This is a genomic window from Paenibacillus sp. FSL R10-2734 (genome assembly GCF_037963865.1).
GTDB lineage: Bacteria > Bacillota > Bacilli > Paenibacillales > Paenibacillaceae > Paenibacillus_AQ.
Map to the genome: position 1 here is coordinate 822,650 of NZ_CP150170.1, position 23,471 is coordinate 846,120.

23 protein-coding genes and 1 riboswitch are annotated in these 23,471 nt (G+C 44.5%); of the genes, 17 read left to right on the forward strand and 6 right to left on the reverse strand.

Annotated elements, in window-relative coordinates:
* Nucleotides 1–36 precede the first annotated feature (36 nt).
* From rlmN to NSS67_RS03785, 4 genes are all read left to right on the forward strand, one after another.
* Nucleotides 37–1,107 carry a 23S rRNA (adenine(2503)-C(2))-methyltransferase RlmN gene (gene rlmN, locus NSS67_RS03770; RefSeq protein ID WP_339318376.1) on the forward strand — a complete coding sequence of 357 codons (1,071 nt, stop codon included), beginning with the start codon at nt 37–39 and terminating at the stop codon, nt 1,105–1,107.
* Between the two features lie 79 nt (nt 1,108–1,186).
* Nucleotides 1,187–1,474: a DUF6509 family protein gene (locus NSS67_RS03775; protein WP_339318377.1), complete on the forward strand. Its 288-nt coding sequence runs from the start codon at nt 1,187–1,189 to the stop codon at nt 1,472–1,474.
* Nucleotides 1,475–1,692: 218 nt separating this feature from the next.
* Nucleotides 1,693–2,172 carry a transcription elongation factor GreA gene (greA, locus tag NSS67_RS03780; RefSeq protein ID WP_042131553.1) on the forward strand — a complete coding sequence of 160 codons (480 nt, stop codon included), beginning with the start codon at nt 1,693–1,695 and terminating at the stop codon, nt 2,170–2,172.
* Between the two features lie 154 nt (nt 2,173–2,326).
* Nucleotides 2,327–3,256, forward strand: coding sequence for an AEC family transporter (locus tag NSS67_RS03785; RefSeq protein ID WP_339318378.1), 930 nt, complete (start codon nt 2,327–2,329; stop codon nt 3,254–3,256).
* Nucleotides 3,257–3,330: 74 nt separating this feature from the next.
* On the opposite strand, the gene NSS67_RS03790 is transcribed toward NSS67_RS03785, so the two are convergent.
* The 3 genes from NSS67_RS03790 to NSS67_RS03800 all read right to left on the reverse strand — a co-directional run bounded on the left by NSS67_RS03790 (nt 3,331) and on the right by NSS67_RS03800 (nt 6,655).
* Nucleotides 3,331–4,173 (reverse strand): aldo/keto reductase, encoded by an 843-nt coding sequence (locus tag NSS67_RS03790; protein ID WP_339318379.1) that lies wholly within the window; start codon nt 4,171–4,173, stop codon nt 3,331–3,333.
* Nucleotides 4,174–4,231: 58 nt separating this feature from the next.
* Nucleotides 4,232–5,440 carry an MFS transporter gene (locus NSS67_RS03795; protein WP_339318380.1) on the reverse strand — a complete coding sequence of 403 codons (1,209 nt, stop codon included), beginning with the start codon at nt 5,438–5,440 and terminating at the stop codon, nt 4,232–4,234.
* A 246-nt stretch (nt 5,441–5,686) separates the two neighbouring features.
* Entirely contained in the window at nt 5,687–6,655 is a 969-nt protein-coding gene (locus NSS67_RS03800) for a Gfo/Idh/MocA family oxidoreductase (RefSeq protein WP_339318381.1), read from the reverse strand.
* Between the two features lie 216 nt (nt 6,656–6,871).
* Nucleotides 6,872–6,975, forward strand: a riboswitch (purine riboswitch).
* A 172-nt stretch (nt 6,976–7,147) separates the two neighbouring features.
* On the opposite strand from NSS67_RS03800, the gene NSS67_RS03805 reads away from it, so the two are divergent.
* The 3 genes from NSS67_RS03805 (at nt 7,148) to NSS67_RS03815 (ending at nt 9,943) form a co-directional block, all read left to right on the forward strand.
* Nucleotides 7,148–7,762 (forward strand): xanthine phosphoribosyltransferase, encoded by a 615-nt coding sequence (locus NSS67_RS03805; protein WP_339318382.1) that lies wholly within the window; start codon nt 7,148–7,150, stop codon nt 7,760–7,762.
* Entirely contained in the window at nt 7,756–9,075 is a 1,320-nt protein-coding gene (locus NSS67_RS03810; protein WP_339318383.1) for a nucleobase:cation symporter-2 family protein, read from the forward strand. Before NSS67_RS03805 ends, NSS67_RS03810 begins: the two co-directional genes overlap by 7 nt.
* Nucleotides 9,076–9,310: 235 nt before the next feature.
* Nucleotides 9,311–9,943 carry a CatA-like O-acetyltransferase gene (locus NSS67_RS03815; protein ID WP_339318384.1) on the forward strand — a complete coding sequence of 211 codons (633 nt, stop codon included), beginning with the start codon at nt 9,311–9,313 and terminating at the stop codon, nt 9,941–9,943.
* 130 nt (nt 9,944–10,073) lie between these two features.
* Here the strand turns inward: NSS67_RS03815 and NSS67_RS03820 are convergent, their stop codons facing one another.
* The 3 genes from NSS67_RS03820 to NSS67_RS03830 all read right to left on the reverse strand — a co-directional run bounded on the left by NSS67_RS03820 (nt 10,074) and on the right by NSS67_RS03830 (nt 13,847).
* Nucleotides 10,074–11,210, reverse strand: a complete 1,137-nt coding sequence (locus NSS67_RS03820; protein WP_339318385.1) for a glycerate kinase — start codon at nt 11,208–11,210, stop codon at nt 10,074–10,076.
* A gap of 41 nt (nt 11,211–11,251) precedes the next feature.
* Entirely contained in the window at nt 11,252–12,520 is a 1,269-nt protein-coding gene (locus tag NSS67_RS03825; RefSeq protein WP_339318386.1) for a GntP family permease, read from the reverse strand.
* Between the two features lie 160 nt (nt 12,521–12,680).
* Complete coding sequence (locus tag NSS67_RS03830) at nt 12,681–13,847, reverse strand: sugar diacid recognition domain-containing protein (RefSeq protein WP_339318387.1); 1,167 nt, start codon at nt 13,845–13,847, stop codon at nt 12,681–12,683.
* Nucleotides 13,848–14,021: 174 nt separating this feature from the next.
* Here NSS67_RS03830 and NSS67_RS03835 point away from each other — a divergent pair, with 174 nt between their 5' ends.
* The 10 genes from NSS67_RS03835 (at nt 14,022) to NSS67_RS03880 (ending at nt 23,451) form a co-directional block, all read left to right on the forward strand.
* A complete protein-coding gene (locus NSS67_RS03835; RefSeq protein ID WP_339318388.1) occupies nt 14,022–14,147 on the forward strand; it encodes a hypothetical protein in 126 nt (41 codons plus the stop codon).
* A gap of 87 nt (nt 14,148–14,234) precedes the next feature.
* Nucleotides 14,235–15,590, forward strand: a complete 1,356-nt coding sequence (locus NSS67_RS03840; protein WP_339318389.1) for an MFS transporter — start codon at nt 14,235–14,237, stop codon at nt 15,588–15,590.
* Between the two features lie 67 nt (nt 15,591–15,657).
* Nucleotides 15,658–15,873 (forward strand): hypothetical protein, encoded by a 216-nt coding sequence (locus NSS67_RS03845; protein WP_339318390.1) that lies wholly within the window; start codon nt 15,658–15,660, stop codon nt 15,871–15,873.
* Between the two features lie 27 nt (nt 15,874–15,900).
* Entirely contained in the window at nt 15,901–16,587 is a 687-nt protein-coding gene (locus tag NSS67_RS03850; RefSeq protein ID WP_339318391.1) for a hypothetical protein, read from the forward strand.
* Nucleotides 16,584–17,786, forward strand: a complete 1,203-nt coding sequence (locus NSS67_RS03855; RefSeq protein ID WP_339318392.1) for a glutathionylspermidine synthase family protein — start codon at nt 16,584–16,586, stop codon at nt 17,784–17,786. The genes NSS67_RS03850 and NSS67_RS03855 overlap by 4 nt, the downstream gene beginning before the upstream one ends.
* 39 nt (nt 17,787–17,825) lie before the next feature.
* Complete coding sequence (locus NSS67_RS03860) at nt 17,826–18,419, forward strand: signal peptide protein (protein WP_339320495.1); 594 nt, start codon at nt 17,826–17,828, stop codon at nt 18,417–18,419.
* The gene (locus tag NSS67_RS03865) at nt 18,416–18,808 is read left to right on the forward strand and encodes a DUF350 domain-containing protein (RefSeq protein ID WP_339318393.1); all 393 of its coding nucleotides are present in this window, start codon (nt 18,416–18,418) and stop codon (nt 18,806–18,808) included. The genes NSS67_RS03860 and NSS67_RS03865 overlap by 4 nt, the downstream gene beginning before the upstream one ends.
* A gap of 150 nt (nt 18,809–18,958) precedes the next feature.
* Entirely contained in the window at nt 18,959–19,942 is a 984-nt protein-coding gene (locus NSS67_RS03870; protein ID WP_339318394.1) for an ion channel, read from the forward strand.
* A 138-nt stretch (nt 19,943–20,080) separates the two neighbouring features.
* Nucleotides 20,081–22,126: a catalase gene (locus NSS67_RS03875; protein WP_339318395.1), complete on the forward strand. Its 2,046-nt coding sequence runs from the start codon at nt 20,081–20,083 to the stop codon at nt 22,124–22,126.
* A gap of 185 nt (nt 22,127–22,311) precedes the next feature.
* The gene (locus NSS67_RS03880; RefSeq protein ID WP_339318396.1) at nt 22,312–23,451 is read left to right on the forward strand and encodes a glycosyl hydrolase family 8; all 1,140 of its coding nucleotides are present in this window, start codon (nt 22,312–22,314) and stop codon (nt 23,449–23,451) included.
* Nucleotides 23,452–23,471 lie beyond the last annotated feature (20 nt).

The following is a 23,471-nucleotide window of genomic DNA, read 5'->3' on the forward strand; positions in this document are numbered from 1 at the left end:
TGGACTGAACTTTAACGTTTTGAAAAGAGGTAACCAATGAATATGGAATCCATTTATGGATTAACTTTTGATCAACTGGCGGCATGGCTGTTAGAACGAGGACATAAAAAATTTCGAGCTACGCAGGTCTGGGATTGGCTTTATCGGAAGCGGATTACAGAATTCTCAGAAATGCTCGATGTAAATAAAGATTGTGTAGAATTATTGGAGCAGCACTATGTGATTCATACGCTGGAAGAACATGTGAAGCAGGAGTCTGCGGATGGGACGATTAAGTTTCTGTTCCGTTTGAAGGATGGCAACCTGATTGAGACGGTGCTCATGAGACAGAAATACGGTTTGTCCGTTTGTGTCACTACTCAGGTTGGATGTAATATCGGCTGCAGCTTTTGCGCTAGCGGACTGTTAGCGAAGAGCCGTGATCTTTCCAGCGGTGAGATTGTGGAGCAGATTATGAAGGTCCAACAGCATTTGGATGCAGCAAATCTCGAACAAAAGGTTAGTCACGTTGTAGTTATGGGTATTGGCGAGCCGTTCGACAACTTTAAGAACTTGCTCGATTTCTTATCGATTATCAAGGACCATAAGGGACTAGCGATCGCAGGAAGAGGGATTACTGTATCGACGAGTGGGCTTGCTAACAAAATCGTTGAATTCGCCGATGCGAATACACAGGTGAACTTGGCAGTGTCTCTGCATGCACCTAATAATGAGCTGCGGACGCGGATTATGAAGATTAACAAGGCCATTCCGATCGAGAAATTAATGGAGTCTATAGATTATTATTTGGAAAAAACAAATCGGAGAATTACGTTAGAATACATTCTGATGAAGGATGTAAATGACGGTAAGGAGCATGCGCTTGAGCTAACTGAGCTAATCGGCGATCGGCGCCAGCTCGTCAACGTGAACTTGATTCCTTATAATCCAGTCGATGAGCACAGTCAATATCAGAGAAGCGAGCGGGAGACCGTACGAGCCTTTTTTGATACCTTGAAGAAGCAGGGTGTTAGTGTAAGCACTCGTCTGGAGCATGGTGTGGATATTGATGCGGCATGCGGACAACTGCGGAGCAAACAGATCAAGAAGTCGAAAGCAATGGCTTGATTAAGTCTGCTGACAACCTCATGTTACTTTTTATGATACAATGACGTGGCAGGTATTAGGAAAAGAGGCTGATGGAACAATGTTGACATTTAAGGGCTACAACGTGGAGAATGTAAAGGATCCTTTTGGCATACTAACCGGTAAGCGGTATGAATTTATGGTTCAACTGGACGTTCCTGAAGATGATGAGCTCTATATAGAGAATGGCGTATCGGCTAGAGCGATCATTAAAGTGGATGAAGATCAGGTCAGCATCGTGAGCTATGATCTACAAGAGACAACTACAGGCAATTTGCTTGATTTCGATATGGAAGAGGACGAGGAAGCAGCACTGCTCCTGTTCTGTAAAGAGCATTTACCAGAATAATGATGCAGCATTGACATCCTTGCCCAATGTTCAATTGTGGCAGGGATTTTTATTTAAATATAAGAAAGTATAGGTTTTGCACCTATACTTTAATTTTTATATTTCTCGCTTAAACGCTTGCCGTCCTTACAAGGACGCCGAAGGCGTTTATGCTTGTCGCAAGAATGTGAAATATAGGTTAAAATATTTATAAAGCATCCAAAATAGGAGTTGTATACATGTCTAATGAAGAAGTGTTCTTGACCAAAGAAGGATTGGCTCAATTAGAGGAAGAACTGAAGGAATTGAAGGGCCCAGGGCGCAAGGAATTGGCAGCACGGCTCAAATTGGCGATCAGCTATGGAGACTTGAAGGAAAATAGCGAGTACCATTCGGCCAAGGACGACCAATCGTTCATGGAGACTCGTATTATGATTTTGGAGAAAATGCTGACCAAAGCCAAGATCGTAGATGAGAGTCAGATGGATCTGTCGAAGGTTAGTATGGGTTGTATCGTTACCCTGAACGATATTGAATACTCCGAGAAGATTGAATATAGAATTGTAGGGGCTGCTGAAGCGGATGTCCTAAACAACAAGATTTCCTATGAAAGTCCACTGGGCAAGGAATTGCTTGGTAAAAAAGTCGGGGATATCGTTAGTGTAAATGCACCAATGGGTATCATCAAATATGAATTGCTTGAAATCAAAATGATGTAACACATGATGAAAAGATCTCAACTCCGTTATAGAGGGGCTGGGATCTTTTTTATATTATAGGTAATGGCTATTGTGTATATTGATTTCAAATCTTAGACGTCTTGCTCTGTTGCGCTTATAGTTTAGAGTAACTTAGAGCTGAGGAGTACTGTTTATGATCCAGAGTGTATTATCAACGTTGTATCAAGTCATCGTGCCATTATCCATTCCGGTGATCGTCGGTGCGCTGCTTGGAAGGTTTAAGAATCTGGACACCAAGCCGTTATTGACGCTCTATCTATACTTTTTAACGCCGGCTATTATTCTTAATACATTGGCTACGGCTGAGATTTCTATGGATGATATATATAAGACGCTCGCCTTTTCACTTCTGAATCTGTGCTTCCTATGGGCGATTGCAAATATCATCGGGAAGTTATTGAAGCTCGGACCCTCTGGAATATCAGGATTGACCCTGATCTCGACGTTTACGAATAGTGTGAATTATGGACTTCCTTTGGTGTTACTTGCTTTCGGACAGCTTGGGCTCGATAAGGCTTCTGTGTATGTGATTGGGCAGATGATTATCGTGAATACAGTGGGCGTTTATTTTGCGGCTAGGTCGCAGTTCTCGGTGAAAAATGCGGTAAAGTCCGTGTTCTCTCTCCCTGCCATCTATGCGGCTATACTAGCACTTTTTCTTAGAATATTTGACCTGCATTTACCTTCTGAGCTTGCTACAGGGGTCTCTATGGTTGCCGGAGGTTATTCACCAGTCGTACTGGCGATTCTGGGCGCACAGATGGTCAAAGTAAGAACCATGCCATCTGAACACAAGGGCCAGTCTACTTTTTGGACAGGGATGCTCATTCGATTAATATTAGCTCCACTAGTGGCATACCTCGGATTATCTATTCTGCAAATTGACGGTATTTTATTCTCTGTACTGCTGATTCTGGCCTCTATGCCAGTTGCCGTCAACGCGGTGGTATTAGCGGAGCGATTTAACGCTTCTCCAGAGCTAGTATCCAAATGTATTTTATGGACGACGCTAGCTTCGTTTCTCGTGTTGCCGATCCTTATTGTGCTAGTGCAAGGTGCGTAAAGACAAAAAGACCCCTCTTTCATTTCTGAAAGATAGGGTCTTTTTTACTGTTACTTAACCTAGTGATTGCTTAATTAGAAGTCGAAATGATCAGGGTCTGGACCTACCCGTTGATCTTGATTCAAGGCGTTAATTAGAGTCATATCCTCTTCCGTTAACTGAAAATCAAACACGTCTACGTTTTCGATGATCCGGTGCTTTTTCGTGGACTTTGGAATGGTAATAATTCCTCGTTGCAGGTCCCAACGGATAATCACTTGGGCTACAGATTTGCCGTGTTTAGCTGCAATTTGTTTCAGGATAGGCTGAACGAACAATTGACCTTGCATTAATGGAGACCAAGCCTCCAATTGGATTTCATGTTTTTTGCAGAAGCTAAGCAGCTCTTGCTGACTCAAATAAGGGTGGAGCTCTACTTGGTTTACCATCGGCTTAATTTCCGCATCCTTCATCACATCTTCAAGATGATGGATCTGGAAATTGCTGACTCCGATCGCTTTTACGCGCCCCTCTTTATACAGCGTTTCAAGCGCTCTCCAAGTCTCTTTATATTTTCCCTGTACTGGCCAGTGGATAAGATATAGATCAAGATACTCAAGTCCAAGCTTAGCTAGGCTAGTCTCGTAGGCGGCAATGGTTTCTTCGTATCCCATATCTGCAGTCCAGACCTTAGAGGTTACGAAGAGCTCTTCTCTGGATAGGTTGTTCTCCTGCAAAGCTTCTTTGATCGCTTGACCCACGCCAGCCTCATTCTCATAGATCGCTGCTGTGTCGATGCTGCGGTAGCCATGTGCAATGGCAGATTTGATCGCTTGTATCAGCTCTGCCCCTTCTTCGACCTGAAATACACCGAGTCCAAGCCAAGGCATGTTTACCCCGTTGTGTAATGTAGTTGTATCCTGTAGATGTTGAGCCATAATCATAAAACCTCCTAAGATATTTATAAGTTTATTTGGGTTGTTTATGGAAAGCTAATTAAGCAGCTTCAGACTGGAGAAGAGTCTCATCTTTCCTCTCCAGCGCACGACTCCAGGCGGTTAGGATTACCGCGGATAGAACCATTATAGCGCCCACCCAAGTGGTATGAATCAGTCCCATATGATCCGTCACAATGCCGCCAAGATAAGCACCGATGGCAATACCAGCGTTAAAAGCAGAAATATTCATCGCAGATGCTACGTCTCTCGCACTCGGCGCATATCGATCTGCAAGTGTGACTACGTGTACCTGTAGACCGGGTACGTTCATGAAGGCTAACAAGCCCATAAAGAAGATCGTGAGTAGTGCAGCCACTTTATAAGGAGCGGTAAAGGTTAAGACGAATAATACAATAGCTTGTACAGCAAACATGTAGAACAGGGCATTCAAAGGCTTACGGTTGGCTGCTTTACCTCCAATGACGTTGCCGATGGCAATCGCTATACCATACACAAGAAGGATGACGGCAACGGTGCTCTCTTTGAAACCGCTGATTTCATGAAGAAGTGGAGATAAATAAGTAAAGACTACAAATGTGCCTCCATACCCTAAAGCAGTGATTGCCAAGGCCAGCAGTAATCGTCCGTTCGTTACGAGTTTCACTTGTTCACGAAGCGGTGTTGGGGTTCCTTTGCGCAGCCCTTTAGCAGGGACCAAGAGCAGATTACCGATGAGCGCTATAAGCCCGATGGCAACAATGGCGATGAATGCAGCTCGCCAGCCTAACTGTTGCCCTAGAAAGGTACCCAGTGGAACACCAGTAACAGTAGCTACGGTTAGCCCTGTAAACATGATTGCAATAGCACTGGCTTTACGATTGTCGGGTACGAGGTCGGCTGCGATGGTTGAGGCAATCGACATGAACAGGCCATGTGATAGGGCAGAAATAACTCTGGCAATTAGCAGAACTGTAATTCCGCCCGCAGCAGCCGCAAGACTATTGCCGATAATAAACACAATCATAATGATTAGCAATAACGTTTTCCGCGATATCGCTGTGGTCAGGGACGTTAAGATAGGGGCGCCAAAGGTTACCCCTAAAGCGTATAAAGTAACGGTTAATCCTGCTGTGGTCAGCGGTATATGCAGGTCATCGGCGATTAGTGGCAGCAGCCCTACGCTGATAAACTCGGTGGTTCCGATCGCAAAGGCGCTAATGGCTAAAGCCAAGAGTGCCATGGTACTTCTTTTTTGGTCTAACAACATGTCTCTCACTCCTACACTCTGTTAATCACCGGTCCGGTAAGTGCAATTATGAAGCCATGTATCCTTTAAGTATAGTACGTACTTTAAAGTGCTATAGGTACTAAAAAGTACCTATAAGATATCGCCTAAGGATTTTGTTATCCATTTCTAGAATATAATCCGCAACAAAAAAAGCGTTGGACCTCCTTGGTTTGAAGGCGTTGCCAACGCTTTTAATGATGCTTGACCTATAGTATTCAGTTTATTTTATTCGAAGCTGTATTTAATGCCCCATTGCTCCCTAACATTGCTCATAATTTCCATGACATCTAAGGAGAGGTGAAGGGTTTCCCGGTTGCCTTTTTCCTCGATATAGCGCTGCATATCTTCAATTTCGTATTGTAGCGCTTTAGAAGTATCGCCGGCTTCAATCGTTTCTAGGGTACCATCTAAATATTGAATTGTAGCTTGGGAGGCCCGCGGAAAATTATCTACGGTAATAAAGCCAAGTTCTCCAGCAACGACACCGCGTTTAGGCATTTTGGAGCGCATCGTAAGGGAGATGACCCCCATTTCATCCGCATCGTTGTTCAGAATAATTCCGGATTGTTCATCAACGCCTGTCTCGAAACGTTTCACCGTAGTCAGGATCTCATGCGGCTGTTTGGACAGGAAGAATCTCGTGAAGGATAAGGCATAGGTACCGATATCCAGCAGTGCTCCTCCCGCCAGATCTTTGCTGAAGAAACGATTGTTCACATCGTATTCCTTATGGCTGCCGAAGGAGACCTGCACCATTTTGAGGCGTCCGAGCTTGCCCTCATCAACGATTTGCCGTAGCTTTTTGTACAGTGGCATATGGTAGATGGTCATAGCTTCGGCGACGACTAAGTTTTTTCGCTTAGCAAGCTCGGAGATTTCCTGTAGCTGTCTGCTATTTACGGTGATCGCTTTTTCACAGAGGACATGTTTGTTATTCTGCAAGCTTTCTATGATGTATTCATAGTGATTGCTATGTGGTGTGGAGATGTAGACAACATCAATTTCTGGATCTTGCAACATTTCGCTGTAATTGCCATAAGCCTTTTCTGCACCATATTGGCTCGCGAACGCTTGGGCTTTCTCTAAGGTCCGTGATCCTACCGCATATAAAGTTCCACCGATGTCATTTAGAGCAGCCGCAAATTCAGTAGCGATACTTCCCGGGCCGATGATAGCCCATTTTAGATTGTTCATTGCTAGCACCTCGCATGTTTTAGATTATTTGATCATTATATTGTACAGGAATATCGGACCGAACGTTGAGCATTGAAACTGCGCAGAAGATATTGGAGCAGTAACTACTAAATGTAAACAATTGAATTTCGTGAAAATAACCTGAAAATGGTATGCAAAATACTAAAAATTTTGCTTGTAAGCACCAGACAGAGCGTGTAAGATATACAAGGTATTCATACCGAACATTTATAAACTCGTATAATCTTGGGGATATGGCCCATAAGTTTCTACCGGATAACCATCGTAATTATCCGACTATGAGTGAAATAGCGCATCTAGGGTTCCGCTTCCTTCTTTGAAGGAAAGGTCTGGACCGAGCGACGCGGACACTACGTAGTGTTACACCACTAAGGGACAAAAGCCCAGAAGGACAGATTCACTTGAGAGAAACGACTCAAGGGATTTGTCCTTTTTTTGTTTTTATAATGAAGAAGGAGAGATCAGTTCACGATGAAAGTACTTCAAGAGCGCATTAGACAAGAGGGTCTTATTTTATCAGATACGGTACTGAAGGTAGATTCATTTCTGAATCATCAGGTCGATACGGAGCTAGCGCTGCAAATCGGTCAGGAGTTCAAGAAGTTGTTCGGACATCAACCGATCACAAAAGTGATTACTATTGAAGCTAGTGGTATTCAGTTTGCAATGGCTACTGCGATTGCATTAGGTGTACCGTTTATTTATGCGAAGAAAAAGAAAGCTGTAACCCTCTCGGAGGCAGTTTATTCAGCGCCTGTACATTCCTTTACACGCCAAGAGGATTATCTGGTTAGCGTCTCTCAGAAATATCTTGGACCCGATGACAAAGTGCTTATTGTAGATGATTTCCTCGCTACTGGTGCTGCTCTTGTGGGGCTGGTTGATATTGTGAAAGAGGCTGGAGCAGAGCTCCTTGGCGTCGGCTGTGTCATTGAAAAGAGCTTCCAAGAAGGTCGGAGCCTTCTGGAGAAAAGAGGCATAGAAGTACATGCCTTGGCCCGTATTGCATCTATGTCACCGGGTGAAATTCACTTCATTGATAATGAAAGCTCATTAGAGGAAGTCAAGGAGAGTGCGGGATGTTAAGCAAGCAAAAGGTATTTACGTTAGGTCTTCAGCATGTACTAGCCATGTATGCAGGAGCAGTAATCGTACCGCTGATTGTTGGGGGCGCTTTGAAGCTGAATGGGACTCAAATGGCCTACCTCATCGCAGCCGATTTGTTCACTTGCGGATTGGCTACGCTGCTGCAAATTATGGGCACCAAGTATTTTGGTAGCAGGCTCCCAGTTATTCTTGGATGTACCTTTACAGCGGTTGGTCCGATTATCGCGATTGCCTCGACACATAATTTGGCGACTGCGTACGGTGCGATCATTATTTCCGGTTTATTCGTTGTACTTGCGGCCCCGCTTTATGGGAAGTTGTTGAAGTTCTTCCCGACGATTGTAACAGGTTCTGTCGTGACCATTATCGGGCTATCTCTTATTCCAGTGGCAATGAATAATGTTGCTGGCGGAGAAGGCAGCGCTGATTTTGGACAACCCCGCAATTTGCTGCTTGCACTGATTACATTGCTTGTTATTTTAATGGTTAATCGTTTCGCGACTGGATTCCTGCGCTCGATCTCCGTTCTGGTAGGTCTTGTGGTGGGTACTGTGATTGCTTATGGAATGGGTATCGTTAACTTTTCTACGGTTGGTGACGCTTCTTGGGTTAGTATCGCACAGCCGTTCTACTTCGGATGGCCTGAGTTCAGTCTTACCGCAATCTTCACTATGATCATCGTTAACATTGTTAGTATGGTGGAGTCTACAGGGGTTTATTTTGCAGTAGGTAAAGTAATTGATCAGAAAGTTGAACAGAAGCAGATCGTAAACGGACTGCGTTCCGAGGGCGTAGCGATTATGCTGGGCGGAATTTTTAATGCCTTCCCATACACTGCTTTTTCTCAAAACGTGGGTTTGATTTCGCTGTCTCGTATTAAGACTCGTAATGTTATTTTTGCCGCTGGCGGGATCATGATTGTACTAGGACTCCTGCCTAAGCTGGCTGCCTTGACGACGATTGTACCGAATGCCGTACTTGGTGGAGCGATGATTGTCATGTTCGGATCGGTCGCCGTTTCCGGAATTTCAATTCTGTCCGATGTAGATCTGCGTAAGGACGGTAATCTACTGATTGCTGCTTGTAGTATCGCGGTTGGCTTAGGTTCAGCAACACTTCCTGCGATGTTCGCAGAGCTGCCTGAGTTTGCACGGATGCTGCTGCAGAATGGTATTGTATCCGGTTCGATTACTGCGATTGTGCTGAACATCTTCCTTTCTAAGACAAAGGATGAAGTGCAGGAAGAGGATAACACCGTACCCGTTCTCACTAAGGAGACTCAAGTCTCCTAATATCATTTGAGATTACCTGTAAAAACGAATAAAGGATCTGACTCAGCTTCATGGCATGGGTCAGATCCTTTTTTTAGGATTTGTTATACGTCATTGTTGTTTTTGCTCATTGAGTTAACGAGCGGGATAGTTCAATAAGAAATGGACTATTGAATAATTGTATTATATAATCGCACTAAAAGGAACGTATGTTCCTTTTAGTGGTGTGAATATATTAAAAAGGTGGCTGAAATAGATGATAACTTATCAAGTCATTGATTTAGAAAGTTTTCCAAGAAGAAACTATTATGAGTATTTTATGGCGACAGACACAACGTTTGAAATGACAGTAAAAATTGATGTTACTCGGGCAGTTGAAAAATGCAAAGAAGAATCTATAAATTTTTATGCGTATTCCATTTTTAATTTGACTAAATCGGTTAACGAGATTCCGAATTTGAGGTATGCCCACATAGATGAGCAATTAGTAGAATGGCAAGAATTAGTGCCAACGTTTACGAACTTTAATCAAGAAACAGAGTTATTTTATAGCTTATGGTTGGAAGAATTAACAGATTATAAATCAGTTGACCGTGAGTACAAAAAGCTTATAAAAGACTATGCAAACACAACAGATATCGCACCAATGGGAGATGTCCCCCCCAATGTGGTGAATATTTCATCAATTCCTTGGATGCATTTTGAACATTTTTCATCTCACAAAGGAGCTATCAAAAATAATTTAACACCAATGATTACCACTGGGAAGTACGAAAAAGTTGGTTCACAGTTGCTAATGCCGGTAAATATTAAGGTTCATCATGCAACAGTAGATGGCTATCATGTGTCGTTATTTTTTGAAATACTGCAACGTGAAATGAACCGTTGATTTAAAAACCGCCCCCAACGCAGGGCGGTTTTCTTTAGGTTGAAAATCAACATTAAGATTTAGAATAGCCTTTTTAAAAATATAATAGATTAAATGCTCCACGCGACGCCGAAGGCGTTTACGCTTATGATTAACGCTTACTATGTTTGATTAATGTACCTACATTGCGCGCGGTGCGCTCCATGTTGAAGGAAGCATTGGTGAGCGCTTTATCTAGCGTACATACCCCAGGCACGATGGAGAAGAACATATCGATACCATGTTCGTACACGGCTTCTACGCCAGTACCTAGGGAACCTGCTAAGGCAATCACAGGTACACCAGCGGCTTGTGCTACTTTGGCAACACCAATCGGTGTTTTGCCATAGACGGTTTGGCTATCCATACCACCTTCGCCTGTGATGACATAATCCGCATCCTTCACTTTATCCGCAAGATTCATAGCATCGACGACGATGTTGACGCCTCGCTTCAACTGGGCTCCTAGGAAGGCCATCACGCCAGCACCTAGTCCACCTGCTGCACCCGCACCTGCTGTATCACACACTTCTTTACCGAGATCGCGCTGAATGATGTTTGCGAAATGTGCAAGATTTGCATCCAATTGGTTCACCATCTCGGGTGTTGCACCCTTTTGTGGGCCGAAGATGGCGGATGCTCCGCGCTCCCCAGTTAACGGATTGTCCACGTCACATGCGGCTACCACTTGGAGACCTTGAAGTCTTGGATCTACATGAGCACTATCAATACGAGTAACTTCACTAAGTGATCCTCCACCGTATCCAATCTCCGTTCCATCTTCTCGCAAGAAGCGGAATCCAAGCGCTTGCGCCATGCCTACACCGCCATCATTCGTCGCACTGCCACCAAGACCCATAATAATGGAACGTACGCCTGCATTCAGCGCATGAACGATGAGTTCTCCTGTACCCTTTGTCGTGGTGATCAACGGATTACGCTCTTCCTTCGGTACAAGTCCAAGTCCAGAAGCAGCTGCCATTTCGATAATCGCGGTCTCGCCGTCTCCCATAATGCCATAGAATGCATTCACAGGGTGACCAAGCGGACCTGTTACGTCACATTGTATAATTCGTCCGCCTGTCGCATCGACGAGCGATTGAACCGTACCTTCGCCGCCATCTGCCATCGGAACTTTAATATATTCTGCATCGGGAAAAGAGGAACGAAGTCCTCGTTCTATGGCCTCACAGGCTTCCATTGCTGTCATACTTTCTTTAAATGAATCTGGCGCCAATACAAACTTCATGCTCTTCACTTCCTTTTGAGTTGTTCGTGCTTCGATATTTGTTATACGAACCATTGGAATACACCGAATACTAATGTCGAAACGATTGCTAGTGTTAGACCAACTGCAGTTTCATAAGGAATCAATTTCAGACGTTCTTTCATCTGCATGTTCACACTACCACCTGTTGCGTGGAAGAAGCTGCCGTGAGGCATGTGGTCTAATACAGTCGCACCAGAATGAATCATTGCCCCCGCTCCTAGCGAAGCTACGCCAAGTCCCATAATGGTGGAGCCGAACACAGAGCTTGCTACGGCTGTACCTGCAGTTGTCGATGCTGTTGCAAGAGACATTAACGCACCACTGATTGGAGCAAGCAAGTATGCCGGTAGGCCAGATGCCGTAAGGCCATCGATAATAACATCCTTCAATTGTGAGTTTGCAATGATACCAGCTAATGTACCTGTCCCGATTAACATGACGGCTACACCAGTCATTTTACCAAGACCAAATACAGCGAACTCATTTAACTTCTTAAATCTTCCCATTGCAATGGCACCTACGATACCTCCAACTGGAAGCGCGATAACTGGATCCACTACGATGCCTGCAATTGGACGAAGGGATAACAAGATAATTGCTACAAGCGGAGCTAGAATGGCTGTAAAGAAGCTTGGAAGCTGCTCATTCGGATTATTCGTTACCTCAGAAGCTTCTACTTTACTACCTTTATTGTTTAAACGCTTTGCGATGAAGTACGTTACGATAATTCCGAACACGGCTGGGATTATACCTGCTGCCATCAACGAAGTTAATGGAATGTGAAATGCATCTGATGCTGCAATCGCATTCGGGTTTGGTGACATGATGTTACCGGCTTTACCGCCACCGATCATAGCGATTAGGATTGCCAATTTCGATAGATTCGCACGTTGTGCAATAGCTAATGCAATGGGTGCTACAGTAATAACAGCTACATCCACGAATACGCCGACTGCTGTAAGAACCATTGTTGCTAATGCTAATGCGAGTAATGCTCGTGTCTCGCCGGCCTTCTGAACCAGCGTCTCTGCAATCTTTTTCGCTGCGCCTGATTCAATCAATACACCTGCTAACACACCTGCTGCCAAGATACGAAGCACGGCAGGAATCATTCCTTTGGCACCATCCATCATCAGCGTAATGGTATCCACCATACTCACGCCGCCGATTAAACCACCTACTAACGCACCAATCATCATGCCGTAGGCTGGCGGTACTTTTTTCAATATTAGAACGATTGCCACAACCAATGCAGCTAAAGCACCTAAAACGCTTACACTCACTGTCATGAGTTATTCCTCCTCGGGTTTACACAGAGTTGTATATTTCGATATGTGATTTGAGCTCATACCTATACTTTAGCGATATTTTGTAAGCGTTTCATTAGGCGAAGAAATAAACATTTTGCACCGATAGACGTCTTTTTTTGTGCATTTGCACATAATGCTCCTATTTTCCACGATGAGTACCAGAATGTTCCAACAAATATAACCAACGCGCACTCATGAGTAGGAACAGCTCCTGATAATTTCTTGGATCCTTCCCTGTGAGCTCGGTTATACGCTGGAGTCGGTAACGTAACGTATTCCGATGAATACACAGTCGTTCAGCTATATGCTGCTGCTCCCCATTTTCGATGTAAAATAGATCTAATGTCTGCTGAAGCTCGCCACTACGATCCTCCTCCATAAAATGCGCCCAGAGCTGCAGCAACTCCTCCGACATCCAATTATGTACACTTGGAACGACCATCGTCTCCAGTTGCAGATCCGTTGCATAATAAACTGGCTCATCCGGATATATTGCATAGCCTGCACGCATCGTATCTTCTGCGGATTGAATGGACTTCATCATCCCTTGAATCCCTGTAAAAGCTTTACCTACCGCGATACGTAGTGGAGAAATCTCCTTTACATCTAACCAACGTCTAATCTGGTGAATTCCTTCACATATATCCGTATGTGGCTTCCGCTCGTGGAGATGCTCCTTGATCAGAACAACTTGTCTGGCATTACGAATGGTAATCAATTGAACAGCCGGGCGTCCTTCCAATACATCAGCTACCCGCTTCATTGTCGTCATTAGCTCAGCTTCATTACGATCAATTAATTCGATGATGCATGCGATATGAGGTTTGTCCACCTGAAAATGAATCTGCTGTGCTTGATGTTGCAATGTCTGCACGTTCCCCTCATCGCCATTCATTACCGCGAGCAGGAAATTCTCCTTCATTCGTTTGTCCCATTGTGCCTGCTCTAACAGGTTCATATGCTCCAGATACATCTCCGCTGTCATCTTCACCAATTCACCATACTTCGTCACTTCCTTAGGATCACCTGTAATCCCAATAACACCAACAACCTCATTCTCAAACTCAATAACAAGGTTCGTCCCAGGCAATACCCCCTGCAATCTAGCGGCGCTCTCCTGATCAATCTCAAATCTGCCACGACGCTCGATCGCGAGTAATGCACCCTCATGTGATTGCCCTAATCGCTTACCATCGCCAGATCCAATAATTCGTCCTCGTTTGTCCATAACATTGACGTTGTACCCAATCACATGCATCGTACGTCGAACAATTTCCATCGCAATTTCTTTTGTTATACCTCTCATGGCTACTACCCCTTATTTAAAAGTCTCTATGCGAACCCTTGTAAACTTCATGCTAAAGCAAACACAAATGCTTATATAATATACCTTTACTTTCCCATGTGCATATCAAAGATACATCTCATTTCGAAATCGTAAAGCGTTCCCCTAAGACCTTATCATTAGCACAAGACGGGGATGATTGAAACACTGCAAGTATTTATTGCGGAGAATGGAGATCATAACCACATATTGACGGGTAAAAATCCACGCAACTATATGGGGCTGTTCGAACTGCTGTGTCGATTGATGTGGCGCAAGTAATCCACCTGTTCCAATTGCCATCCTGATATTATAGGCATAAAATTAGCTAGGAAAGTATAGATAAATTAGGACAGGGATGGAATAGGAATGAATGAAAAAGTAGTAATGAATGATAAAATAGTCATGCCATTATGGACGATGTGCCTCTTTATTGTAGTAATGAATACAACGATGTTTAATGTATCGCTGCCAACCATTATTCAGGATCTCCAAATTTCTGCTGACCTAGGCTCATGGGTAATTTCCAGCTATTCGATTGGATATGCATTATCGACGGTTATTTATAGCCGGTTATCCGACTTGGTGCCGATTCGCAAGCTCTTGACCATTGGCTTAATTACACTTGGGACGGCATCAGTGTTTGGCTTGTTCGCACATGACTTTAATATGCTATTAATCACGAGAATCGTACAATCTGCGGGCGCCGGATCTATGGCTGGATTGGGTCTTGTTCTCGCCAGTCGCTACGTTCCGATTGAAAGACGCGGCGCTGCAATTGCGATGATCTCGGCGGGTAGTGCAATGGCCTTTGGTTTGGGTCCTATTGTCGGAGGCGTCATTAGCGAGTACTTTGGCTGGAACGGCTTGTTCGGAATTACTTGCCTGGTGCTTGTCGTGCTGCCAGTGCTGCTGCGGTTATTGCCTAAGGAACAGCCGAAGCCTGCAAGCTTTGACATCATAGGAGCGGCTCTAACCGTTGTAAATGCGGCAAGTCTGCTCGTAGCTATAACCACCCAGTCTCTTGTGTGGCTGGCAGTGGGCGTGGTGTCTATTATCGTGCATGCCTTACATCTGAAAAAGGCAAAGGAATCATTCATTAATCCGCAGCTGCTGTCCATGCCGGGCTATTTGAAGCTGGTTGCCATAGGCTTTTGTATTCTGGTGCTGAACTTAGGGAACTTGTTCCTAATGCCGCTTGCGCTCGCTAATCTGTTCGATAAATCTGCACTAATGATCGGTTTATTTATCGCTCCGGGGGCGCTATTATCCGCATTTCTGACCCGTTATGTGGGACGTTTTATTGATCGGTACGGTAATATACGCTTCTTAGTGATTGGTCATTGTATACTTGCTGCTGTTATGGCTGTATTTGCCCTGAATCTTTCTGTATCTCCTGTAGTTCTACTGATCGGTTATCTGTGCTTTTCTCCCGCCTTCTCAGCTACGATGGCATCCTTAAACAATGAAGCTTCTATAGTACTTCCTAGGACTTGGATCGGCTCTGGCATGGGGCTTTTACAACTGGTTCAGTTCTTCGGAGGTTCTGTATCTGTTGCAGTATGCGGACTTCTGCTACATGCTCAGCGTAATATTGCCCCGGCAAAAGCATATCAGCATGTATACGGCGTATTGCTCTTAGTCAGCTTATGCTCGTTAGGAATTCTGCTCTTATATAGACGTTCTCATTCTAAGAGTAATGCTGGGCAATCTATTCCTGCCTAGAAACGAAACGAAAAGGTGATAAAGACGTATCAGATGCTATAGCAGAACTAAGGAAGGAATGGTAATAATGGACAATGGGATGAAAGTAATCTTATTTGAGAAAATGCCGGAAGGCGGGCTGCGAGTCATTGAGGAACGCACGTGGAGTATGAATATGATTGCAGCACTTGAGCATGTCAATTATATTGTGGTTGGCAGTGTTGAATATGAAACGGTTGAAGGAAGACTGAATGTAGACGAAGGCAAGCTAGAGCTTCTGCTTGTTCCGATGCACACTGAATGATTGAGATAAGGGAAGGAGAACCTTACGATGGCTAAAGAAGAAAGGGATAAGGAATTACCTGTATCCAAATTATTCACCTCCGATGGAAAGCCCATTCGAGTATTGTCTACTTCGTTAGGCATAGCTTTGTTGGCGAATGCTATGTTTATTCCTGGCGGCGCAGGGGCTAGCGCAAATACTTCTGGAGATGAACCACAGCTAGTATCCTGGTCTACCGAAGAGGTTAAAGCCTATTTTGACAAAAATGTGGATTGGAATATTCCATATCCGGAAGGTGCGCAAGAGGTAGAACAGGAAGGCCAAGGTGTTGTAACCAATAATGGAACGACTGTAGTGAATAACTATGGTGGATATCATTCAGGCTTTGGTTGGGATGATTTGCTTCTGTATCACATGTTGTTTAACAGTGGTGCCAATTACTCTTCGAGAGGATGGTCCAAGGACCGTCCAACTTATTATGGAGGCACGAGAACCACTTATAAACCGCCTACTTATAACAGTGAGAAGTTTCAGAATAAGAAGGTCCCCGGTTCAGTGGTGAAGCCTAAAACTTCGACCTCCTCTACCGGCTCTATTACGAGAAGAGGCTCATCTTCAAAGAGTGGAATCGGTGGTACCTCCAGCGGCTTAAATTCTTCAAAGAACTCTAAATCTAGCTCAGGTTCGAAATCCTCCTCGAGATCAGGTTCTAGCAAGAGTGGTTTCGGCGGATGAGTGATCAGCAGAGCGTATTTGAAATTCTAGATCAGTCTAATCTTGAACGAGGTCCACGAGTCAAAGCGCTGTATGAGCTTGGGTTCACTTGGGCTGATCTTGAAGATGAAGAGTACTGGATGGATGCAATAGCTGTAATGCGAAGGGACACTTATAAGGAGCTTGAAGAAGCCTCTTCAAAACTCTGGGCCATTCTCGATAAAACGGTTCGCTATGTACACCTAAAGCGCGATTTGTATGAACTGCTTGGAATTCCCCCTGTACTTTGGGAGATGCTTGACGAGTGTCCTATTCCAGAAGAAGGACTCATCAGCCGGTATGCAAGATTCGACTTTGCTATAGACCATGATGGGACTATTAAGCTGCTCGAACTGAATGCGGATACTCCGACAGGTTATGTGGAAGCATCGATAGCTACACCATGGATCTGTGAGCAAGCTGGCTTGCAGAGTCCAAATCAAGGGATGGGGGAACAAGTTGCGGCAGCTTGGCAGGTAGAACGTCCAGATACCGCAGCTTGTGTGGCATATGGATCTCATCTTGAAGATTCAGGTACGATTGAAGCATTAGTAAAACACAGCGGACTCGATATTCAGTGTGTGGATTGCCTTGATCTGTGGGTCGATAACGGAATTCTGAAGGATGGGGAGGACCGTGTGATTGAGCGGATGTTTGCCCTATATCCTAAAGAGTGGATGGCTGTTGATGAAGGTGGAGATGCTCTCGCCTATGCTGTAGAGCAAGGAAATCTTCAGCTTTTTAACGGCCCTCACAGTATATTGCTCCAGTCCAAGGGGTTGATTGCAGCGGTGTGGGGAATGTATGAGCTAGGCATTTTGTTCGACAAGGAAGAGAGAGAGACGATCTCGCGCTATATTTTGCCTACTTATAATAAGCCTGTATTCTCAGGAAACTTTGTGTCCAAATCTGTTTTTGGTCGTGAAGGCGGTTCGGTGCGCATGTTTGATGATAGTGGTGCACTAGAGCTTGAAGACGAAGACGGTTATGACAGTAGTCAGCTCTTCCCCTCTGTGTATCAAAAAAGAGCCGATTTAGCACGGATAACGACTTCAGAAGGTGAGTTTCATCTACTGATAGGCATGTTCGTGATTAACGGGAAGCCTTGTGGCTTGCTCGGCCGAGCGGGCGGATTGATTACAGGCAATGCCAGTCATTTTATTGCGTTAGGAGTGAGATAATTGGATAAGAGCAAGAAAGCCCGAATCGGAGCCTTATGTATGATGCTTCTGACGGTACTGTTGCTCAGCGCATGTTCCAGTAATCAGGATAGTGTATTTGATACAGGAACAGCTGAAACTTCAGATAGTGTATCACGGGTACCGTGGGACTACCGGGTGGTAGAGGGTACAGTAGGGGATCTAATTGGTAGTGACATGACGGTTTTGCCGGATAATGAGCTGCTCCCGAATGATGGGAATTATGCTACTGGCGATAAAATTTGGACGCTTCAGTTCATGGACGCCGAGCTAATTACGGATGCTGATCAGAAGAACGAAGTCCGCCTGTCCTCATGGAGCACTATTAAGTCTTATGCAGATGAAAAAACGGCAGCGGAGGATCTTACCAATCTTAAAGTATCGGTAACCACTGATGTTGATCTTGTAGGAGTATACAAGACTAAGTATAAGGATAAGACAAGAAATTTCGCGGTGCTTGAGCTTCCTTCAGGCAATCGGATTAAGCAGCCGATTGATGATGAACGCTATACAGCGCTAGAAAAACAGAAAACTGCTTCCGTAGTCCTTGAGGAAGTACATGATTTTGCCGACTATGATTCGGCGTATGCGAAATTTCGGGGGTGGGCGAAGTGACAATTGTTGTTAATTTGGTAGTGAGTGTATTTGTGATTATTCTTCTGCAAGTGTTAGGTATGGTTATCTTCGGTTTGATGACTCCGTTCAAAGATATGGAAGAGCTAAAGAAGGGCAATGTGGCTGTAGCTTTGGCGTTAGGCGGCAAGTTTCTGGCAACGGCTATTATTATTGGGGTAGCAGCGTATACGAATACTTCCATTCTGCACATGATCATTTGGTTTGCGGTGGGTTATGTGTGCCTGATCGCAGCATACTGGATATTTGAATTGGCGACCCCAACCTTTAAGATTTCAGAGCATCTGGAGAAGGGGAATGTGGCTGTAGGCACTATGCTTTGCTTGGTGTTTATTGGAACTGCATTTGCGATTAGCAGTCTGATTGTTTAGTACGAATTTGCAATAGGACAAAACAAAGGTTGCCCCGATCCATCCATCGAGCGGCAGCCTTATTGAAAATATTAAAGGACGCCGAAGGCGTTTTAGCTTGATGTGAAGAAGGGGTGGCAGATGCATCTGTTTCTGAGAATTTCCACCAAGATGATGCGGTTACGCAAACGGACGATAGGGCTAATTATTCTAATCTTTATAGTGCTTAGTGCGTCGATAGCTTACCTGCTTGAGCCGGGTACATTTCATAGCTGGTTTAATGCTTTTTACTGGGTTATGACAACGATGGCGACAGTAGGGTATGGAGATTATTTTGCAGAAACCGTAGTTGGAAAGCTGTTTACCATGTTTCTATACATCTTTGGTATCGGCCTCCTCAGCTTGGTCATTGGTAAGGTCATCGACTCCATTGCGGAGGTGCAGAGAAGGAGAGGAGCGGGAACGTTGAGCTTTCGGGGGAAGGATCATGTGATTCTAATTAATTGGAGTAAGAAAGCACAAGCTGCCGTAGATGAGGTTCTATGCTATTCGCCAAAATGCCATATTGTCATTATTGATGAGACAGGAAGTCATCCTTTGGAGCATATGGATCAAGTCCACTTCATAAGCGGTGATGCCTCCAGTGATGAGATTCTACTTAAGGCGAACATTCATGAAGCAAGAGCAGCCATTGTGTTCGGGGATACACGGATTGATGAAGCGTCGCTGATCGACGGCAAATCTTTATTAATTGCCTCTAGCATTGAGCGCATTGCGTCACAAGTACATACGACTGTAGAAATTATGCAAGAGAAGAATATACAGAATTTCAGGCATGTCCGGGTAAATGAGTTCGTTCTCTCGCATGATGCCATCTCTAGGCTAGCTGTTCGTTCCGCTCTGCAAGAGGGCAACTCTGAGGTGATAACGCAGCTGCTGAGCCGTAAATATGGTGATGATATTTATGAGATTCCAGTGAATACCACGTGGAAGACCTATGGAGATGCGTTTCAGAGCTTGCTCTTGCAAGGCGCAACCTTGCTAGCGGATCGTAGCGATCTTAGCATCAATCGAAAGCTGGATCAGGCTATTCCTAAGGATGCTAGATTGTATGTTGTTTCCGATGAAGAGACGTATCGTAGGATTAAGGGGTAAGCCAGAAATAGCTGGATTAGGCGGATTTTCGGGAGCTGAGGCTTCACGGCAATCCGCTTCTTTTTGTTTGCCAATCTTTCCTTAGGGGTAAGAGATACATGATAATATTTACTTTACCTTCGGAAGGAGCCATTGTTAATGAGTGAACATCAAAAAGTGAACGGAAACAGCAAGAATGAGCAACTGGAACAGTTTCGCAGTAAGGATGAAGGTCACACCTTAACAACGAACCAGGGTTTAAAATTATCAGAGGACGAGTTCTCCTTAAAAGCGGGTGAACGGGGTCCGACCTTAATGGAAGACTTTCATTTCCGGGAAAAAATGACGCATTTCGATCATGAGCGAATCCCTGAGCGAATCGTGCATGCACGTGGATTTGCTGCTCACGGTGAGTTTGAGGTATATAAATCACTGAAAGAATATACGAAGGCGAAATTCCTTCAAGATCCCTCCGTGAAGACACCGGTGTTTGTCCGATTCTCGACAGTAGCCGGATCACGAGGATCAGCCGAGACAGTGCGGGATGCCCGCGGATTCTCTACCAAGTTCTATACTGAGGAAGGGAATTACGATTTGGTCGGTAACAATATGCCCGTCTTTTTTATTCAGGATGCGATCAAGTTTCCTGATTTGGTACATGCCCTTAAGCCAGAACCACATAATGAAATGCCTCAGGCTGCATCGGCTCACGATACCTTTTGGGATTTCATAGCCAATAACCAAGAATCGGCTCATATGGCAATGTGGCTGATGTCCGACCGTGCCATTCCACGTAGCTTCAGAATGATGGAAGGGTTTGGGGTGCATACTTTCAGGATGATTAATAAGCAAGGAAAAGCATGTTTTGTTAAATTCCACTGGAAACCTGTGCTCGGAGTACATTCCTTAGTGTGGGATGAAGCGCAGAAAATATCAGGAGCAGATCCGGACTTCCATCGCCGTGATTTATGGGAAGCGATTGAGGCCGGCAACTTTCCGGAATACGAGCTAGGCATTCAGCTTCTAAGTGAAGAAGATGAATTTAAGTTTGATTTCGACGTGCTGGATCCTACAAAGCTATGGCCAGAGGAAGATGTACCTGTACAACTTGTTGGGAAAATGACCTTGAACCGCAACGTGGATAATGTCTTCGCCGAAACAGAGCAGGTAGCTTTCCACCCTGGACATGTGGTTCCAGGCATCGATTTCACCAATGATCCACTGCTTCAGGGCAGATTGTTCTCTTATACGGATACTCAGCTCATTCGGCTTGGGGGTCCTAACTTCCATGAGCTGCCGATCAATAGACCAGTATGTCCTTTCCATAACAACCAGCGTGACGGGTATGGGCGTCAGACGATTAATCAGGGTCCAGTGAGCTATCATAATAATTCGCTTGCTAACAATACGCCTGCACCTGCCACAGAGGCTGAAGGTGGTTATGTACATTACCAGGAGAAGGTTGAGGGCCGTAAGGTACGTAGCCGGAGCAAGAGCTTTGAGGATCATTTCTCACAGGCTAAGCTCTTCTGGAACAGTATGAGCGCTCCAGAAAAAACGCATATTATTGAAGCCTATTCATTTGAACTTGGGAAGGTAAAGAGTAAGTCAGTCCGGCAGCAGGTTGTAGACATGCTCGCGAGCGTTACGTTGGAGCTTGCTGTGCCTGTAGCAGAAGCTATTGGGGCGAGACCTCCGCAAACAGGCGGTTCCGAGGTGACTCAGGTCTCTCCGGCACTAAGTCAGGCTAATACGAAGAAGCACCCAAACACTCGTAAAGTAGGTGTGATTATTGGCGATGGATTTGATGAAGCCTTGGTGATGCCTGTTCTGGATACGCTTATGGGAGCCGGAATCCAGCCGGAGATAATCAGTGATAAGCTTGGATTTATTAAAGGCTCGCAAGGGACAGAGCTTGAAGTCATTCATACCCTATCCACAACAGATTCGGCGCTCTTTGATGCCATTTATGCAGCTGGTGGAAATTCGGAACATAAGAAATTCCATAAAGATACGGCGCAATTCCTGAACCAAGCCTATTCTCACTTTAAGCCCATCGCGGTAACTACTGAAAATGCTAAACTACTTGAAACTGCCGAACATAGAAGTAGTCTAGGTGTAATAATAGGAGATGGCGGAGAGGTATTCGCTGCCAGCCTTGTCGCGGCAATTACTGCCCATCGTTTTTGGGAACGTATGGAATGAAATAAATGAATAACTGATTCGGAGGGGATATCCCACTAGCCAGAAGGCGTAAGGATATCCCCTTTTTTTGTCCAAGGATAGATACATAATGCTCTCAGTCTGATTTAACTTTTTGTTGTTTATTACCGTTATAGATAATACTAGGCAGTAAGCAGTGTAGGGGAATATTAAAAGGAGGTGATCACTTGAGGAAAATAATCATTGCTGCACTAGCAATATTTGCAGGCATTGTAGGGTTAACGGCATGCGAAAAAACGGCAGCACCGAATCCGCCTAATAGTGCTCATACTAATTCTCCAGCTCCAGTAGATTCAGATCACGATATTACAGGAACCCAAACGCAGGAAGTAGACGACTTAGAGCAATTCATTACCTCGAAACTCACAGGTGAGTACGGAGTATATACGAATTTAATTGAAACAGATCAATCCGCGGAAGCAGCAAGTGGACATGAGGTTCTTAGTGAATCAGCTTCTCTCATGATGCTGGCAGCTGTGCGTAGCGGCCAACAAGAGCGATTTGCAGAACAATGGAATCTAGCTAAGCAAACCTTTGATATGAACAGCGGTTTCAGCTACCGTTATAGTCCTAAACAGCAGAAGTTATATCCTTTGAATGCTGCCGTTGATGATTTGCGTATGATTCGGGCTCTTTATGAGGCGGGGGACAAGTTTGGAAATGAACGTTTTATCGCTGAAGCGGATAAGTATGGCGAAAGATTTTATAAATATAATGTAAAAGATGGAAATGTATATGATTTCTACGATTGGAAATATAGTACAACTAACAAATTCATTACTTTGTGTTATATTGATTTGAGCACTTTGCGAAAATTGTCGATTTCTAGCCAATATAGTGTTAATTTATCGAATCATATGAACGATATACTTGAAGATGGGTATTTATCGGATGAATTTCCTTTTTATGAGACGCGGTTTAATTATGAGACCGGAAAATATAGTTCTGAAAATATCAATACAGTAGAGTCGCTTCTATCTATTCTAGCCTTAGCAGAGGTAGATCAGCAGAAATCCACCAGCATTGATTTTATTAAACGACAGGTCGAAGCTGGAACATTATATGGGCAATATTCGAGAGAAGGCAAGCCGCTGAACGATATCCGGTCCACAGCCATCTATGCTATTACGGCCATGATCGGTGCAGAAATCGGGGATGAATCTCTCTACCATAAAAGCATCGAAAGAATGAACGAGTTCAGAGTGACAGATTTGGGTAATCTACTGTACGGAGGGTTCGGCGATGTGGCAAGCGGCCAAGCCTATTCCTTTGACAACTTGATGGCATTACTGGCCTATGTCTATTAACTTAAACTTTACGTAATGAA

Excerpts from the sequence above, each read along its gene's own strand:
- rlmN (WP_339318376.1), top strand. The coding sequence starts at position 37 with ATGAATATGGAATCCATTTATGGATTAACTTTTGATCAACTGGCGGCA.
- NSS67_RS03775 (WP_339318377.1), top strand. The coding sequence starts at position 1,187 with ATGTTGACATTTAAGGGCTACAACGTGGAGAATGTAAAGGATCCTTTT.
- greA (WP_042131553.1), top strand. The coding sequence starts at position 1,693 with ATGTCTAATGAAGAAGTGTTCTTGACCAAAGAAGGATTGGCTCAATTA.
- NSS67_RS03785 (WP_339318378.1), top strand. The coding sequence starts at position 2,327 with ATGATCCAGAGTGTATTATCAACGTTGTATCAAGTCATCGTGCCATTA.
- NSS67_RS03790 (WP_339318379.1), bottom strand. The coding sequence starts at position 4,173 with ATGGCTCAACATCTACAGGATACAACTACATTACACAACGGGGTAAAC.
- NSS67_RS03795 (WP_339318380.1), bottom strand. The coding sequence starts at position 5,440 with ATGTTGTTAGACCAAAAAAGAAGTACCATGGCACTCTTGGCTTTAGCC.
- NSS67_RS03800 (WP_339318381.1), bottom strand. The coding sequence starts at position 6,655 with ATGAACAATCTAAAATGGGCTATCATCGGCCCGGGAAGTATCGCTACT.
- NSS67_RS03805 (WP_339318382.1), top strand. The coding sequence starts at position 7,148 with ATGAAAGTACTTCAAGAGCGCATTAGACAAGAGGGTCTTATTTTATCA.
- NSS67_RS03810 (WP_339318383.1), top strand. The coding sequence starts at position 7,756 with ATGTTAAGCAAGCAAAAGGTATTTACGTTAGGTCTTCAGCATGTACTA.
- NSS67_RS03815 (WP_339318384.1), top strand. The coding sequence starts at position 9,311 with ATGATAACTTATCAAGTCATTGATTTAGAAAGTTTTCCAAGAAGAAAC.
- NSS67_RS03820 (WP_339318385.1), bottom strand. The coding sequence starts at position 11,210 with ATGAAGTTTGTATTGGCGCCAGATTCATTTAAAGAAAGTATGACAGCA.
- NSS67_RS03825 (WP_339318386.1), bottom strand. The coding sequence starts at position 12,520 with ATGACAGTGAGTGTAAGCGTTTTAGGTGCTTTAGCTGCATTGGTTGTG.
- NSS67_RS03830 (WP_339318387.1), bottom strand. The coding sequence starts at position 13,847 with ATGAGAGGTATAACAAAAGAAATTGCGATGGAAATTGTTCGACGTACG.
- NSS67_RS03835 (WP_339318388.1), top strand. The coding sequence starts at position 14,022 with ATGATTGAAACACTGCAAGTATTTATTGCGGAGAATGGAGATCATAAC.
- NSS67_RS03840 (WP_339318389.1), top strand. The coding sequence starts at position 14,235 with ATGAATGAAAAAGTAGTAATGAATGATAAAATAGTCATGCCATTATGG.
- NSS67_RS03845 (WP_339318390.1), top strand. The coding sequence starts at position 15,658 with ATGGACAATGGGATGAAAGTAATCTTATTTGAGAAAATGCCGGAAGGC.
- NSS67_RS03850 (WP_339318391.1), top strand. The coding sequence starts at position 15,901 with ATGGCTAAAGAAGAAAGGGATAAGGAATTACCTGTATCCAAATTATTC.
- NSS67_RS03855 (WP_339318392.1), top strand. The coding sequence starts at position 16,584 with ATGAGTGATCAGCAGAGCGTATTTGAAATTCTAGATCAGTCTAATCTT.
- NSS67_RS03860 (WP_339320495.1), top strand. The coding sequence starts at position 17,826 with ATGATGCTTCTGACGGTACTGTTGCTCAGCGCATGTTCCAGTAATCAG.
- NSS67_RS03870 (WP_339318394.1), top strand. The coding sequence starts at position 18,959 with ATGATGCGGTTACGCAAACGGACGATAGGGCTAATTATTCTAATCTTT.
- NSS67_RS03875 (WP_339318395.1), top strand. The coding sequence starts at position 20,081 with ATGAGTGAACATCAAAAAGTGAACGGAAACAGCAAGAATGAGCAACTG.